The 14586-nt window shown below is 62.2% G+C and carries 12 protein-coding genes and 1 tRNA gene; 7 read left to right on the top strand and 6 right to left on the bottom strand.

Annotated elements, in window-relative coordinates:
- Positions 1-73: 73 nt before the first annotated feature.
- Positions 74-2131 (bottom strand): methyl-accepting chemotaxis protein, encoded by a 2058-nt coding sequence (locus tag B3397_RS00895; protein ID WP_296246400.1) that lies wholly within the window; start codon positions 2129-2131, stop codon positions 74-76.
- Between the two features lie 398 nt (positions 2132-2529).
- On the opposite strand from B3397_RS00895, the gene B3397_RS00900 reads away from it, so the two are divergent.
- Positions 2530-3825 carry an NCS2 family permease gene (locus B3397_RS00900; RefSeq protein WP_296246402.1) on the top strand — a complete coding sequence of 432 codons (1296 nt, stop codon included), beginning with the start codon at positions 2530-2532 and terminating at the stop codon, positions 3823-3825.
- Positions 3826-4279: 454 nt separating this feature from the next.
- Positions 4280-4356: transfer RNA gene (locus B3397_RS00905), tRNA-Met, on the top strand.
- 69 nt (positions 4357-4425) lie between these two features.
- Here B3397_RS00905 and B3397_RS00910 read toward each other — a convergent pair.
- On the bottom strand, positions 4426-5118 hold the full coding sequence (locus B3397_RS00910; protein ID WP_296246404.1) for a TerC family protein: 693 nt from the start codon (positions 5116-5118) through the stop codon (positions 4426-4428).
- Between the two features lie 84 nt (positions 5119-5202).
- On the opposite strand from B3397_RS00910, the gene B3397_RS00915 reads away from it, so the two are divergent.
- A complete protein-coding gene (locus tag B3397_RS00915; protein ID WP_296246406.1) occupies positions 5203-6144 on the top strand; it encodes a 2-hydroxyacid dehydrogenase in 942 nt (313 codons plus the stop codon).
- Positions 6145-6280: 136 nt separating this feature from the next.
- Here the strand turns inward: B3397_RS00915 and sodC are convergent, their stop codons facing one another.
- Complete coding sequence (sodC, locus tag B3397_RS00920) at positions 6281-6805, bottom strand: superoxide dismutase [Cu-Zn] SodC (protein WP_296246408.1); 525 nt, start codon at positions 6803-6805, stop codon at positions 6281-6283.
- Positions 6806-6905: 100 nt separating this feature from the next.
- Positions 6906-7544: a carbonate dehydratase gene (gene can, locus B3397_RS00925; protein ID WP_296246410.1), complete on the bottom strand. Its 639-nt coding sequence runs from the start codon at positions 7542-7544 to the stop codon at positions 6906-6908.
- A gap of 172 nt (positions 7545-7716) precedes the next feature.
- Between can and B3397_RS00930 the strand changes: the two genes are divergently transcribed.
- Positions 7717-8133, top strand: a complete 417-nt coding sequence (locus B3397_RS00930; protein WP_296246412.1) for a serine kinase/phosphatase — start codon at positions 7717-7719, stop codon at positions 8131-8133.
- A gap of 177 nt (positions 8134-8310) precedes the next feature.
- On the opposite strand, the gene rimI is transcribed toward B3397_RS00930, so the two are convergent.
- Together rimI and B3397_RS00940 are read right to left on the bottom strand one after the other, a co-directional pair.
- Positions 8311-8763, bottom strand: coding sequence for a ribosomal protein S18-alanine N-acetyltransferase (gene rimI / locus B3397_RS00935; protein ID WP_296246414.1), 453 nt, complete (start codon positions 8761-8763; stop codon positions 8311-8313).
- Entirely contained in the window at positions 8756-9520 is a 765-nt protein-coding gene (locus tag B3397_RS00940; protein WP_296246423.1) for an energy transducer TonB, read from the bottom strand. Before B3397_RS00940 ends, rimI begins: the two co-directional genes overlap by 8 nt.
- A 159-nt stretch (positions 9521-9679) precedes the next feature.
- Between B3397_RS00940 and mksB the strand changes: the two genes are divergently transcribed.
- From mksB to mksF, 3 genes are read left to right on the top strand one after another with little or no spacing between them, the layout of a single operon-like run.
- Entirely contained in the window at positions 9680-10969 is a 1290-nt protein-coding gene (gene mksB, locus B3397_RS00945) for an Mks condensin complex protein MksB (protein ID WP_296246417.1), read from the top strand.
- Positions 10959-11663: an Mks condensin complex protein MksE gene (mksE, locus tag B3397_RS00950; RefSeq protein WP_296246419.1), complete on the top strand. Its 705-nt coding sequence runs from the start codon at positions 10959-10961 to the stop codon at positions 11661-11663. Before mksB ends, mksE begins: the two co-directional genes overlap by 11 nt.
- Complete coding sequence (mksF, locus tag B3397_RS00955) at positions 11660-14491, top strand: Mks condensin complex protein MksF (protein WP_296246421.1); 2832 nt, start codon at positions 11660-11662, stop codon at positions 14489-14491. The genes mksE and mksF overlap by 4 nt, the downstream gene beginning before the upstream one ends.
- Positions 14492-14586: the final 95 nt, after the last annotated feature.

Below are 14586 nucleotides of genomic sequence, written 5' to 3' on the forward strand. Positions count from 1 at the left end.
GGAGAGGGTTGGGGTGAGGGGACCATCCACCACCAATCCCCAACCCATCCCCAACCCAATCCCCCAACCCCAATCACCCCAAATTGAACCGCGCCGTATTCTCGCTCAACACCCGACTCCCCTGCCCCAACCGATCCGCCGCCTGGTTCACCGCCCGCGCGCCATCGAGCAACCTCACCGCCGCCTGATCCACCTGCTGAATATTGCCGCTGACCTCATCGGCCGTCGCTGCCTGCTCTTCCACCGCCGTGGCAATCTGCGCCAATGTATCGGTCACCCCTTGCACAGCCCCAGCAATCTCACCCAACCGATCGCCCAGGCCCATCACCGCTTGCGCGTCGGTCTGCGCCTGCCCACAAGCCGCCTGCATCAGCTCCACCGCCTGCTTGACCGTGGAGCGCAGGCTTTCCACCGTGCCGGCGATCTGTCCGGTAGAGGCCTGGGTTCGTTGCGACAGGCTGCGTACCTCATCGGCCACCACTGCAAACCCCCGGCCTTGCTCGCCCGCCCGCGCCGCTTCGATCGCCGCATTGAGCGCGAGCAAATTGGTCTGCTCGGCGATCCCGCGAATAGCATCCACCACCGACTGAATCTGCTGACCCTGCTCGCTGACCCGCCCCAACGCAGCGGCCGTATCGGTCAGTCGCTGATTGAGCTGCTGAATGCTCGCCGTGGTGCGCTGGCTGTCGCGGCTGCTGTCTTCAGCAATCTGCCGGGTGTGCTGCGCACTGCTTGAAGCCAGCTCGCAGCTCCTGGCCACGCCCTGGGACGTCGCCGCCAACTGCGTGGCAGCCGCTGCGATCTGACTGATCTGCTGCTGTTGGGTTTCTACCTCATCGAGTGTGCCGCTGGACTGGTCGTTCAAGGTCACCACAGCATCGCTGAGCTGCACGGTCTCGTGATTGACCCCCAGCAGGCTGCTGCGCAATTGCACCACTGCAGCATTCAGCGCCGTGCTGATGGCGGCCAGTTCGTCACGCCCCTGCACCGCCACCTGCACACTCAAATTACCGTCACGCAGGGACTGCGCCAAGGTGGTGATACCGCTGGCGCTGCGACGAATAGAGGTCTGCAGGCAGATGAACAGATACAACGCGGCCAACAGCAGCAAGGTAAACACCGCCGCCACCGGCACGAACTGCTGGATAGCCTGATCGTGGTAATAGCCAAGCCGCGCATCCAGCGACAGCAACGATTCGTGACGCAGTTCGGTCAGGCTGGTGAGCATACCGTCGATGCTGCTGGCGAACTGCGCCGCGGTCAGCTTGATCTCGCCGCCGAACAGGTTGTCATCGAGGTTCTTGAGCTGACCATCGATCACACCCAGGGTCTTGCTGTACTGGTCATCCCAACCCTTGAGTTCGGCAGGCAGACGATGCTGCAGAGGCGCCGCCGCCTTGACCAACTGTTCCCGCGCGTCGGCAATGCGTCCACGCAAGTCGCGCATCTGCAAGCGGCTCTGCAGGCTGAACTGCCCAGCCACCAGGGATGAGTGGCCGATACTGCCGAGTCGGCCAACCCGCTCGATCATGTCTGGCGCTTGCTGTGTGGCCACCTGCATCAACAGATAGGTTTCCATCCAGGGATCGTGAATCAAGCCGCTGGCCATGGCGATCTGCTCGCGCAGCATCTGCACCGCGCTCAGGCTGGCGGTGAAGCGCTCGTAACCATCAGGCCACCAGCCCACTTGGCGCAGGCTGGCCAGGTCGAGCCCCTTGAGCCCAGCCTCGACAGCTTGCAGGCGCTCCAGGGTTTCACCAGGCGCCTTGTCCTGGACCAGCACCGCACGCGTCTGCTGCACAGCCTGATCGATCTGCGGGCTGGCCGCTTCCAGCGCGCCGATGGCCGCCAGCGCCTCGGGGGTCGGCTGACGCAGGATGTCCACCGCTTTCCAACGCGCGGCGCGGTTACGCTGCGCTGAGAGCTGGGCATCCAGGTCATCGAGCGAGAGCAACTGATGCACGCCGCTGCGCTCCGCCGCGATAACCGCCAGCCGGGCGTAGTAATCCTGGCCCAGCAACCAGAGGCTGCCCACCAGCGGCAGGATGAACAGCAAGAACAACAGCTGGAATTTGCGAGCGAAACCGAATCGCCCCAGCAGACGGATACCAGGTGACAACAGAGCGTGCATGTCCGACTACTCCACGGATGCGAGAGACGCCTACGGATAAATGGCGCCAGCAAAGTGCCATTGGAGCAAGATTCAGACCAACGTCCGCAGCCACGCGCGGCAGGCCCGCAGCCCGCGAGGGCACAGGCGCCGCATCGTGTTGGTGCATCTGACCCGGTTGTTACGCTCCCATTGAGTGCAGGGCCAGTGTAACCGCCGGTGTCACACCCCCCGTTCCACACGCCCCAGACCCCACGGTCTGCACACCTCGCGCATGTGGCCCGAAATCTGCTTTACGCAAACCACAAAAGCTGACCAGTCAGTTAGGTTTATGCGGCAGGGGCGGCATTTCGGCCGCCCCTACCAATCAGGATAACGGCCAACACGATCGACGGCGCTCATCGCGCCAGGGGAGCACCATGCTGGACTCGCTGTTCAAACTCAAAGCCCACAACACCACCGTGCGCACCGAAATACTCGCGGGCGTGACCACCTTCCTGGCCATGGCTTACATCCTGTTCGTCAACCCGAGCATTCTCGGCGAAACCGGCATGGACAAGGGTGCGCTGTTCGTTGCCACCTGCCTGGCGGCGGCGATTGGTTCGGCCATCATGGGCCTGATCGCCAACTACCCGATCGCCTTGGCGCCGGGCATGGGCCTGAACGCCTTTTTCACCTACACCGTGGTGCTGCACCTGGGGCATAGCTGGCAGGTGGCACTGGGCGCGGTGTTCATCTCGGCGGTGTGCTTCTTCCTGTTGTCGATCTTTCGTATCCGCGAGTGGATCATCAACAGCATCCCCTTGCCCTTGCGCTCGGCCATCGCCGCCGGCATCGGTCTGTTCCTGGCGCTGATCGCCCTGCACAACGCCGGGATCGTGGTGGACAACCCGGCAACACTGGTCGGCATGGGCGACCTGTCCAAGCCCGAACCGGTGCTGGCAATCATCGGTTTCTTTATCATCGTGGCATTGGAAGCGCTGAAAGTGCGCGGGTCGGTGCTGATCGGCATCCTGCTGGTCACCGTCGCCTCCATCCTGCTGGGCGTAACACCCTTCGGTGGCGTCGTATCGATGCCCCCCTCGCTGGCGCCCACCTTCCTGCAACTGGACATCAAAGGCGCCTTCGACGTTGGCCTGATCAGCGTGATCTTCGCGTTTCTGTTCGTCGATCTGTTCGACAACTCGGGCACGCTGATCGGTGTGGCCAAGCGCGCGGGCCTGATGAGCAAGGACGGTCATATGCCGAAAATGGGCCGTGCCCTGATCGCCGACAGCACCGCTGCCCTGGCCGGTTCGCTACTGGGCACCTCGACCACCACCAGCTATATCGAATCGGCGGCAGGCGTCAGTGCCGGTGGCCGCACCGGTCTGACGGCCATCGTGGTGGCCGTGCTGTTTCTACTCGCGCTGTTCTTCGCGCCGCTGGCGGGCAGCGTGCCTGCATTCGCCACGGCGCCTGCGTTGCTGTTCGTGGCCGTGCTGATGGCCTCGGGCCTGGCCGAGATCGACTGGGAAGACATCACCGTGGCTGCGCCGGTTACCGTCACCGCGCTGGCCATGCCCTTGACCTACTCGATCGCCAACGGCATCGCCTTCGGCTTCATCAGCTGGACGGCGATCAAGCTGCTCACCGGCAAATGGCGCGACCTGAGCCCCGCCTTGGTGGTGCTTTCAATCATCTTCATCATCAAACTCGGCTGGTTCAACGCCTAACCCGCCCCATTGATCGGCGCCAAACCGGACCCGGCTCACGCCGGTGTCCTGTAGCAGCGGCGTAAGCCGCGTCCGGCCTTCCCCAACTCCAACGTCAGCCCCCCCCCGGAATTCGCGCCAAACCCGACCCGGCTTACGCCGGTGCCACACCAGCCCTGTAGCAGCGGGCGTAAGCCGCGTCCGGCCTTCCCCAACTCCAACGTCAGCCCCCCCCCGGAATTCGCGCCAAACCCCACCCGGCTCACGCCAGTGCCACACCACCCCTGTAGCAGCGGCGTAAGCCGCGTCCAACCCTCCCCCGCTCCAACGCCAAGCCCCCCCCGGGATTCGCGCCAAACCCGACCCGGCTCACGCCGGTGCTACGGGGATCGGCTAAGCTTTTGATCGTATGGATAAATATTTCGAAAAAGAGTGTTGACACATTAGCGAATCGAGCGAATAATGCGCGCCACTTGGCTACATAGCTCAGTTGGTTAGAGCATAGCATTCATAATGCTGGGGTCCGGGGTTCAAGTCCCTGTGTAGCCACCAAGTACGAAAAAGGGCTTACCGCAAGGTAGGCCCTTTTTTTATGGGCGCCATTCCCTGGCGCCCCCCTCTTCAGGCAGAACGTTGCGCTACACCCGCGCGCCGCGCCAGCCACCACCCCAACAGCAACACCGTCGCAGCGCCCAAACCGCTGGCCGCGTAATGCAACCAGGGTAACGACTCAGGCACATAGCCCAGCAACGCCCTGTCCTCCAACGCCATGCCGCCCGCGATCCAGCCAATCAACGCGCCGCCGAACTGCACCACGATAGGGAAGCGCTCCATCAGCGCCAGCACCAAGCGACTGCACAGCACGATCACCGGAATGCTCACCAGTACGCCAAAGGCCACCAGATAAAGATTCCCGTCGCCCGCCGCCGCCACCGCCAGCACGTTATCCAGCGACATGACCACGTCCGCCACGATGATGGTCTTGATCGCAGTCCACAAACGCGTGCCGCCGTCGACGTTTTCCTCCTCTTCCTCCCGGTGTGCGGCCAGCTTGATGCCGATCCATAACAGCACCACCGCCCCCAACAGCTTCAGATAGGGCAGTTCCAGCAACTGCATGGCAAAGAACAGCAGCACCACCCGCAACGCGATAGCGCCGGCCATGCCGCCCAGGATCGCCCTGCCCTGCAACTGCTTGGGCAGCCTGCGACAGGCCATGGCAATCACCACAGCGTTGTCACCGCCCAGCAACAGGTCGATGGCGATGATCTGCAGCAACGCTGCCCATATAGCGGGGTCCGTCATCCAGGTCATTGCGTGTCCCCATGGCAGGAAAAATTGAATGCCCGAAGGCGCGCAGTTGTAACATAACCGCCATTTCTGACCTCGGAGGCTTCCATGAGTGCAACCGTGCTGGTGCTGGTTGAAACCATCAACGACTACCTGCCGATTTTGCAGGACCCAGGCTATGAGCTGATTCTGGCGCCCACCCCGGATAGCCGCGCCGAAGCCATAAAAGCTCATGCGCAGCGCATCGATGCCGTTCTGACTCGTGGCCCACTGGGCTTGACCGCCGAAGAGATGAACGCCCTGCCGAACCTGAAGATCATCTGCGTGATCGGCGCCGGGTACGAAAACGTCGATTTGCACGCCGCCAAGGCTCATGGCCTGACGGTCACCAATGGCGCCGGCGTGAATGCCTCGTCCGTGGCCGATCACACCATGGCGCTGCTCCTGGCAGCAGTACGTGGCATTACCACGGCCGATGCCAGTGTGCGTCGGGGCGAATGGGCGAAGACCATGCGCCCGTGCCTGGCCGGCAAGCGACTGGGCATTCTTGGGCTGGGTGCTGTAGGCATGGCCATCGCCAGACGGGCAGCGCTGGGTTTCGACATGAGCATCAGTTATCACAATCGTCGTCCACGCAGCGACGTGCCCTATGACTACCGGGCATCGCCTCAGGCGCTGGCAGCGGATTGTGATTTTCTGATCGCGGCCACCCCTGGCGGGGCCGACACCCGGGCGATCGTCGATGCCCAGGTGCTCAATGCACTCGGACCGCAGGGATTCTTCATCAACATTGCCCGCGGCAGCGTGGTGGACACGCCGGCGCTGCTCTCGGCGCTGCGGGAAAACACCATCGCCGGCGCCGCCCTGGATGTCTTCGATGACGAACCCAACGTACCGGATGCGTTGAAAGAGCTGGAAAACGTCGTGCTTACGCCACACGTGGCAGGGCTTTCACCCGAGGCCATGGAAGGTGTCGTGCGGATGGTCGAGCGCAACCTGACAGCGTTCTTCAGCGGGCGACCTGTATTGACGCCGGTGCCCATGCCCTAGAGAAATACGGAATTCGGCGGTGCGTGTGCTGGCGTCTTCGCGGCTTTACGCCGCTCCTACATGGATGAACGCCACGACCCCTGTAGGAGCGGCGTGCAGCCGCGAAGAGGCCAGCACTACCAACACACACCTCGGATCAGATAACCCCGCACGCCATACGCGCCGCGCCACCACCCAGCGGTGCCGGCGAGTCAGCGTGGTTATCACCACCGGCATGCACCATCAGCGCATGCCCTTCGATCTCGCTCAACTTCTTGATGCGCGGCGCCAGGACCGGATAGGTCGCGGTGCCGTCAGCATTCACGTAGATCGCCGGCAAGTCACCCAAATGGCCCTTGTCGTCGTATGGCCCCAGATGCTTGCCGGTCTTCTGCGGGTCGAAATGCCCACCCGCCGCTTCGGCAGCCGACATCTTGCCGTCCTTCATGGCAGACGCGCAGCTACCGTTGGCATGCACGTGGAACCCATGCACGCCAGCAGGCAGCGACTTGAGCTGCGGCGTGAACTCCAGGCCGTAAGGGGTTTCATCGATCTTGACCAACCCGATGGGCTGAGGCGCACCTTCGGCGCTCACCAGGTTGATCTGGACTTCCTTGGATGCCGCATGGGCGCTGCCGATCGACATCGCCGCCATCAGCGCAAGCCAGCCATAGGATTTCATCGTGCCTCCTTTCCATTGCAAATGAACATCGATTGTCATTCACGGCACCAGCCGTGACCTGATCAATAGAGTTCGCAGAAGGCGCGGTCGTTCCAGTCGATCAGTCCAATGCACGCAGCCGGTACTGCGGCGGCAGCTGTTCGAAGCCGCTGATGGTGGTGTCCAGGCTCTTCCAGCGGCCATCCTTGATGCCGTAGATACAGCCATGGATCGACAAGCTCTGCCCTCGATGCCAGGCGTTCTGGACGATGCTGGTATGGCCCACGTTGGCGACCTGCTGAATCACGTTCAACTCGCACAGGCGGTCTACCCGCTCTTCTTCGGTGGGCAACTCGGCCAGGACGTGACGATTCTCGTAGTACAGATCGCGAATGGTGCGCAGCCAGCCGTCGATCAGCCCCAATTGCCGATCCTGCATGGCCGCCCTGACGCCACCGCAGCCGTAATGCCCCGTCACCAGAATGTGCTTCACCTTGAGCACGTCCACGGCGTACTGAATCACCGACAAGCAGTTGAGATCGGTGTGCAGCACCACATTGGCAACGTTACGGTGCACGAACAGATCGCCCGGCAACATGCCAACGATCTCGTTGGCGGGCACACGAGCGTCGGAGCAACCGATCCAGAGAAATTCCGGCGTCTGCTGGCGCGCCAACTTGGCGAAGAACTCCGGGTCCTCCTGCTTGATCGCTTCAGCCCAGCGGGCGTTGTTATCAATCAGTTCCTGTAGATCGTGCATGGTCAAGCCTCAAGAATGATTTGGGCTTTGACTGGCGCGTCACTCGCCAAGTCACGCCCTGTGATCGTTTTATCCACCTTCCGGTTGTCCTGTCCGGAATGCAATCGCGCTGAATTTTTCCGCGGCGCCAAGGGTCCACCCTATTAAGGCACCTAACCGGAGGATTTTCACCATGACCGAAGAACATCGCCCCTACAACGCTCCGCAACCCAACCCGATCGATGACAACGAAGACCGCATGGGCCAGGTGCGCGAGCTGGATTTCGACGACGCTGACGGCCCCAGCGCGCAGATCGGCGACACCATCCCTGCCGATGAGCTGGAGCAATTGATGCCGGACGAAAGGGTCCGCGAGGCAGGCCTGACCGGAGCGTCGACTGCTGATCACAACCCTACCGACGACGACTTGAGCCCGGAGACCCTGATCCACGAGGACGGCGCCCGCTCAGCCAACGAGCCTGGCGAGAATGAAGCCGCGGACCAGGAACTCAGCTTCGTCGATGAAGACGACATCGGCGGCGGCGACGGTCTGGATGAAGAAGAGCTGGCCCTGATTGACCCGCTGGACGGCAAGCCTCAACGCTCTTAAGGTCGCGGTGCAGAGCCTGCAAAGCCTCTGCCCGCAACACGATCCGTCTGGGAGGAGGCTCTGCACATAACGCAAATCCTGCTGGAGCAGTCCCTGCCCCCAACGCGAACCCTGTGGGAGCGGGCTCTGCCCGCGATAGCCTCACCGCAGGTCCAACTGACTCACCCAGCCGAGCATCTACTCAAACAACGTGCAAGCCATCACCAGCGCATCCTCACGCCCTCCAGCGATCGGATAGTAATCCCGGCGCCGACCAATCTCGTTGAATCCGAAGCGTTCATACAACCGATACGCCGACTGATTGCTCGCACGCACTTCCAGAAAACACTCGCGACCATTGATCTGATAAGCGCGACTCATCAGATGCTCCAACAACCTGAGACCCAAACCCCGCCCCTGGTTTTCGACTTTGACGGTGATATTGAGCAGGTGCGCTTCATCGATGATCACGTTGATCACCCCATGGCCCACCTGCTGCTGCCCGTCGAACATCAGCCAGATCTCGTAGGACTTGAGGCCGTCCAGGAAGATCCCCCGGGTCCAGGGATGACTGTAGGCGGCGTACTCGATCTTCAGTACCGCATCCAGATCCGCCTCGGTCATCCGGCGGAAGGTCAAAGCATCACTCATCACGGTGTTTCCAGCGGGGCATCAAACGGCGCATGGCCTGCCACACGGCAGCCTTGCGCTCAGGTTCATCCATCAACAGCTCAAGCGATGGCAAGGCCCAGGTATTACCCAGGGCCTCTACCTCCAGCTCGCGGTTGTAATCTTCAGCATTGGCCTCGCCGGCGAAGCGAATCGCAGGCAGGCCCACCAGCCACACGCACACCCCTGGGGCGCGCTCGAGCTGCGCCATGACGAACCCCTGGACGAAATCGCGGGCCGCCTCCGGCCCCTGATCCAATTGCCCGCGCTGCAACAACGGCCAGCGGATCGGCTCGCCGAGAATCTGCGGCGCATCGGGCAGGCCCGCCGCGCGCAGCATGTCCTTGAGCAGCAGGTAGGAAGGGTCGCGACTCTGGAACGGTTGCCCGGTGGCCAGTTCGACCAGCACCAGACAGCCGCCGGCACGCAGCAGTTGCAAGGCAAAGCGCGGCGGGGGCACCTGCACAGGTTTGGCCACCACTGGTTCGGGCTCTGGCTCTACCGGCTTGGCTACCGTCCTGGCCACACTCGGCCGGGGCACTTCAACCTTGGGCCGCTCCGGTTGGCGAGCCGGCGCCGCAGCGGTCACGGGTAATGGCGCTTCGTCGACCAGCGCATCGTCCAGAGGCAGGAACAACTCTGGCCGCGACGGCGCGGCAAAGGGCAATTCGGTACGCGGCAGCCAGTGCACCACTTGCATGGCGTCCAGATAAGCGCGGCGGCGGGACTCGTTGAGCAAAACGTCAGCCATCTGTGGATAAGTCGGAGCCGGCGATTCTACCGCTGTTCGTTACACTCTGCCGCCAAGTTTTCTGCGCCTCGTCGATCAAGGCTCAATTGCCGCGGCGATGATGCAGTACAATTGCCGCCTTTTATTTGGCAACGAGTCGACCAGCCGATGATCGAACCCAAGCGCGTCTTGCGCGCCCTCGCCGAACACTGGGCCCTGCTGGAGCCACTGTGCGAACACTTCGACCAGGGCACCCTGAGCCTGAGCGAACTGCGCCAGCAATTGGCCGCCCAGCAACTGGACAGTACCCCCCAGGACATTACCAGCCTGCTGGACGTGTGGATTCGTCTGGACATCCTGGTGCCGGTCGCGAAAAGCCCCAACCGCTTCGAGCTCAACGCCCAGATCCATGACTTCCTCGCTTACCTGCGTCGCGAGCATCGCCTGGGCCTGTGCCTGGAGATCGAAGCCTACCTGCGCCACCTCGAACGCCTCGCCGAGCATATCCAGGAAGCCTTCGATATCCGCGATGGCAACGACCTGGCTCGCCAACTGCGCCTGCTCGACATGCGCGTGCGCGACGTCCTGAAGAAGCTCGGCAACGACGAACAGGCCCTGGTGGCCGTAGCCGACCGAGCCAAGACCAGCGACCGACAGATTCCCTTGCGTCAGCGATATGCCGAAGTGTTGGCCACCTGGGATGAATACGTCGAGCCCATGATCCAACTGGTCAATGCCGACGGTGCCTTCGAACAGGGCGTGCGCAAGGTCGAAAACGTGCTGCTGCGCCTGCTCGGTGAACAGCAGCGCCTGGGGCACCTGGTCGACGATGACATGCTGCTGCGCACCCACGCGCGCATCCTCGAGATGCAGACCAGCGCCCAGCTCACCCTGCGGCACGCTCGCGAGCTATTGCTGCCGCTGCGTGAAGAAGCCCGTCGGCACAATGCCGTGACCCGCGGTGCCGCGCTGGCGCTGTCGGCCATCCGGCGCAAGGGGCTGGATGCGGTGCCGCAAGCCGCAATGCCGCTGTTCACCCGTCCGCAAAGCACGTTTCTGGGCAGCGCCAGCCAGGTCGAAGCCTATGTCTACGCACTGGCGCGCTTCGAGGCCAAGCCGGCTCAGTTCCCCACGGCCCATAAGGTCATCAAGGGCGACGGCCAGCGCGCGCCGCGCACGGTCAAGGAAATGCTGGAGCGCTGCGAAGACGCACTGCCCATGCCCGACCTGATGGTCTGGTTGCTGGAGCAGGAGCCCAACGGCGCTACCGACGAACTGCTCTATTGGTTCTCGCGCCTTTCACGCGACAAACGCTTCGCCCGCCAGCGCCTGGAGCGCCGCCAGTACAACACTCGGGAGCATCAGGTCAGCCTGCGCTCCTTCGCCCTGCTTTCCAGCGCCGATGCGGCTGCCGCCGCGTCGCCGGAACCCTCTGCGAGCACTGCACATGCATCTTGATCTAAACGAACTGTCGCAACTGGCGCCGATTTTTCGCGAGTTGTTCAAAGGCTTTCACATCAGCCGCCGCGACCCTGAGCTCTACGCCCAGCTGTCCAATTTTCAGGACCAGTACCGCGGTCTGTTCAAGGCCCTGGGTTTCGAACTGGTGTGCGACACCCGCGGTTTCTACTATTTCGTACCGGACCTGGCCACTGCCCAGGTCAACAAGACGGCCCAGCGCCTGTCGCTGTTCACCTTCATTCTGGTGGAGCATCTGGCCGATCAGGGCCGTGACCCCATGGCCGTGCTCGACGGTGGCAGCCTGGGCCGCGATGAACTGCCCTCAATTCTGGACAAGTACCGCGACCTGTTCCTCCAGGCTGAGGTACAGACCCAGGAGGAGCTGGAAGAGAAAATCCTGCGCCGCATGACGCAACTGGGCTTTGCCAGTGAAGACAACGGGATCTACCGCTTTCTGCCGCCCATGCACCGTTTCCTCGATGTCTGCCTTTCGGTCCAGCAAGACCGCGACCTGGCAGCCAGTCTGCATAGCAACCTGGCGTTGCCGGTACCCGTGCTGGTGGTCGAGGAAACTACCGAGCAGCTGCTGGAAACCGATGACCCGCTGGATCTCAGCGAATTTGCCGATGAAACCGAAGAGCAGGCACTGGCTCGCGCAATTGCCGAAGAACAACAGGAGATCGATGCATGAGCCAGGAACGCTACGGCATCCGCCGCTTCGCCTTGCTGAACACGGCAGGCTACAGCCTCGGGCTGTTTCCGCTGGAACATCCGTTGTCGGTCTATGGCGCCAACAATCTGGGCAAAAGCGCCTCGATCAACGCGTTGCAGTTCCCCATCCTGGCGCGCATGTCCGACATGAGCTTTGGCAAATACACCCTGGAGCAGTCGCGTCGTTTCTATTTCGCGACCGACACCAGCTACATCCTTTGTGAAGTGGCCCTGCCCCACGGGCCCCACGTCATCGGCGTAGTCGGTCGCGGTCCAGGCGGCGGTTTCGGCCATCAGTTCTTCGCCTATGCCGGCGAGCTGGACCTGGCCCACTATCAAACCGACGGCACCTGCCTGCGCCAGAAAGAGCTGTTCAGCAATCTGGAACGCAACGGCCTCAAAGCCTACGAGCTCAAGCCCGAAGAGCTGCGTCGACTGCTGGTGGGTGGGCATACCACCATCCCCCTGGATTTGACCCTGATCCCGCTGCGCTCCACCAGCGAACAGAGCCTGAAGACCTTCCGCGCGCTGTTCATCAACCTGCTGCACATGCGTGAAATCACCGCCGCCAAGCTCAAGCAATTGTTCCTCGACGCGTTCGAGCACAGCCTCCGCTCCGGCAGCGTCGACTACATCGCCGCCTGTGAGGAAGCCTTTCGCGACGTGCGCCGGATGGAACAGGACTACAACGCGTTGGTTGCCGCCGGCCCCCTGGTCGAGGCGCTGGCCAACGGCGTCAGCCAGCGGGACGTCCTGCGTGGCAAGCTGCACCGGATCTCGCCAGTGCTCGACTCGTTGCTCGGCACCTGGCAGGACTATTCAGGCGCGCGCAAGGAAGAGCTGGTCATCCAGGCCGAACACTACCGCAACGAACAGGATTCGTTGCAGAACGACCAGCGCGGCGGCACCCAGGAGCTGATGCGCCTGGAGCGTGAGATCGCGGGCATCCAGCGTTGGCTGGGGGAACTGTCGGTGCTCAAGCACCGGTTTGCTCTGGTCACCGACGTGAAGGTGCTGGAACAGCAGTTGCTCGCCGCCAAGGATGCCCACGACGAATTGGCCGGCGCCCTTGCCCAGTCGCGCCAGTTCAGCGCCGAAGACCTCGACGAGCGTCTGCGCGATCTCGAAAAGCGTCTGAAGTCGGTCAAGCAGCAGCTCGATCATGCCGACAACAACAGCTACGCCCGCTTGCGTGAAGAGTTTTCCCAGCAGGACGTGGAGCGCCTGATGCGCCTGTTCAACAGTGCACTGTTCAGCTTGCCCCTGGGTGAGCAAGGTATCGCCCTGGACGACAGCGACGCGTGGGTGAAATCCATGGAAGCGATCCTCGACAGCTTCAAAGGCGAACGCTTCGAGGTGCCAGGTATCTCCATCGATCTGTCCGGTATCGAGCCTCCTGCCTTGCAGGCCCTGGCCGATCGAGCCGCCTTGCGCGACCAGAAGGAGCGGCTGGAAAAAGAACTCAAACAGCTCAAGACACAACAGGCCGTGGCCTCCGACCGAGCCGCGAGCAAGACACAGACCGAGGCGCTGTATCAGCAGGTTCTCGATGCCCAGAAAGCCCTCGAAGATTTCCGCCGAGCGCAGACACTGAGTGCTGAAGAGAGCGACAAGCTCGAGCAGTTGGCGCAGATGGAAGGCGCACAGGACGAGCTGACCCGCTCGGCCGATGCATTCACCGAGCGCGTCCAGCAGCTATCTGCCAAGCTGCAACTGGTAGGACGGCAGATCGCCGACCTCGAGGCCAAGCAACGTACGTTGGACGACGCTCTGCGCCGCCGTCAGTTGCTGCCCAGCGACCTGCCTTTCGGTACCCCGTTCATGGAGCCGGTGGACGACTCGATGGACAACCTGCTGGCCCTGCTCAATGACTATCAGGATAGCTGGCAGGCTCTGCAACGGGTCGATGGCCAGATCGAAGCGCTCTACGCGCAGGTGCGCCTCAAGGGCGTGGCCAAGTTCGACAGCGAAGATGACGTGGAGCGTCGCCTGCAACTGTTGATCAACGCATACGCACACCGTACCGACGAAGCCCTGACCTTGGGCAAGGCACGCCGCGCGGCAGTGACCGACATCGCCAGAACACTGCGTAATATCCGCAGCGACTACGACAGCCTCGAACACCAGCTGGCCTTGTTCAACCGGGAGATCAACAAACGCCAGGTCTCCAACCTGCAGAGCTTCCGTATCGTGCTGGCGCCCAACAAGGAAGCGCTCAAGCACATCGATCAGATCATCCACAGTGCCGGCCAGTATGAAGAGGGCGAGACCCTCTCGGTATTCGATCTGAGCCAAAGCGCCGAACAGGACAACAGGAACGAGGAAGCCAAGGAGTACCTCGCTCGCCTGGTCGCTGCCAACCACAACCAGTTGGGGCTCAAGGACCTGTTCGAACTGGCTTTCGAAATCACCAAGGTCAACGGCCAGCCAGTAATCCACACTGACATCGACGGTGCGGCTTCCAACGGCACGACCATGACCATCAAGGCGCTGACCAACATGTATTTGTTGCTGCACCTGATGGATCGCGATCAAGCCGGTCGCATTCGTTTGCCTTACTACCTGGATGAAGCGGCAGACATCGACGAACGTAACCAGGCTGCCTTGCTAGAAACCAGTCAGCAACTCGGTTTCACGCCGATCCTGGCCAGCGTAAAGCCTCAGGTATCCGCCCACGTCGCCATCGATCTGGAAGGCGGCAGCAGCCCCAACGGCATCTACATTGACGAAGCGGACTGGAAATACATTCGCCGCCACGATGACATCAAGAAAGCCGTCACTGCCCTCGAAGCCGAAGCCACCGAGTAACCCCAAGGAGCCCGCCCCGGCGGGCTCCGTAGCAGCGGCGTAAGCCGCGTCCTTTTCAATCCTGCAAAACAAAAGCCCACAAAAACAAAACCCCC

Origin of the sequence: Pseudomonas sp. UBA4194 (assembly GCF_002379585.1) — a bacterium.
GTDB lineage: Bacteria > Pseudomonadota > Gammaproteobacteria > Pseudomonadales > Pseudomonadaceae > Aquipseudomonas.

Coding starts and splice junctions, on each gene's coding strand:
- B3397_RS00895 (WP_296246400.1), bottom strand. CDS start 2,131: ATGCACGCTCTGTTGTCACCTGGTATCCGTCTGCTGGGGCGATTCGGT.
- B3397_RS00900 (WP_296246402.1), top strand. CDS start 2,530: ATGCTGGACTCGCTGTTCAAACTCAAAGCCCACAACACCACCGTGCGC.
- B3397_RS00910 (WP_296246404.1), bottom strand. CDS start 5,118: ATGACCTGGATGACGGACCCCGCTATATGGGCAGCGTTGCTGCAGATC.
- B3397_RS00915 (WP_296246406.1), top strand. CDS start 5,203: ATGAGTGCAACCGTGCTGGTGCTGGTTGAAACCATCAACGACTACCTG.
- sodC (WP_296246408.1), bottom strand. CDS start 6,805: ATGAAATCCTATGGCTGGCTTGCGCTGATGGCGGCGATGTCGATCGGC.
- can (WP_296246410.1), bottom strand. CDS start 7,544: ATGCACGATCTACAGGAACTGATTGATAACAACGCCCGCTGGGCTGAA.
- B3397_RS00930 (WP_296246412.1), top strand. CDS start 7,717: ATGACCGAAGAACATCGCCCCTACAACGCTCCGCAACCCAACCCGATC.
- rimI (WP_296246414.1), bottom strand. CDS start 8,763: ATGAGTGATGCTTTGACCTTCCGCCGGATGACCGAGGCGGATCTGGAT.
- mksB (WP_296246417.1), top strand. CDS start 9,680: ATGATCGAACCCAAGCGCGTCTTGCGCGCCCTCGCCGAACACTGGGCC.
- mksE (WP_296246419.1), top strand. CDS start 10,959: ATGCATCTTGATCTAAACGAACTGTCGCAACTGGCGCCGATTTTTCGC.
- mksF (WP_296246421.1), top strand. CDS start 11,660: ATGAGCCAGGAACGCTACGGCATCCGCCGCTTCGCCTTGCTGAACACG.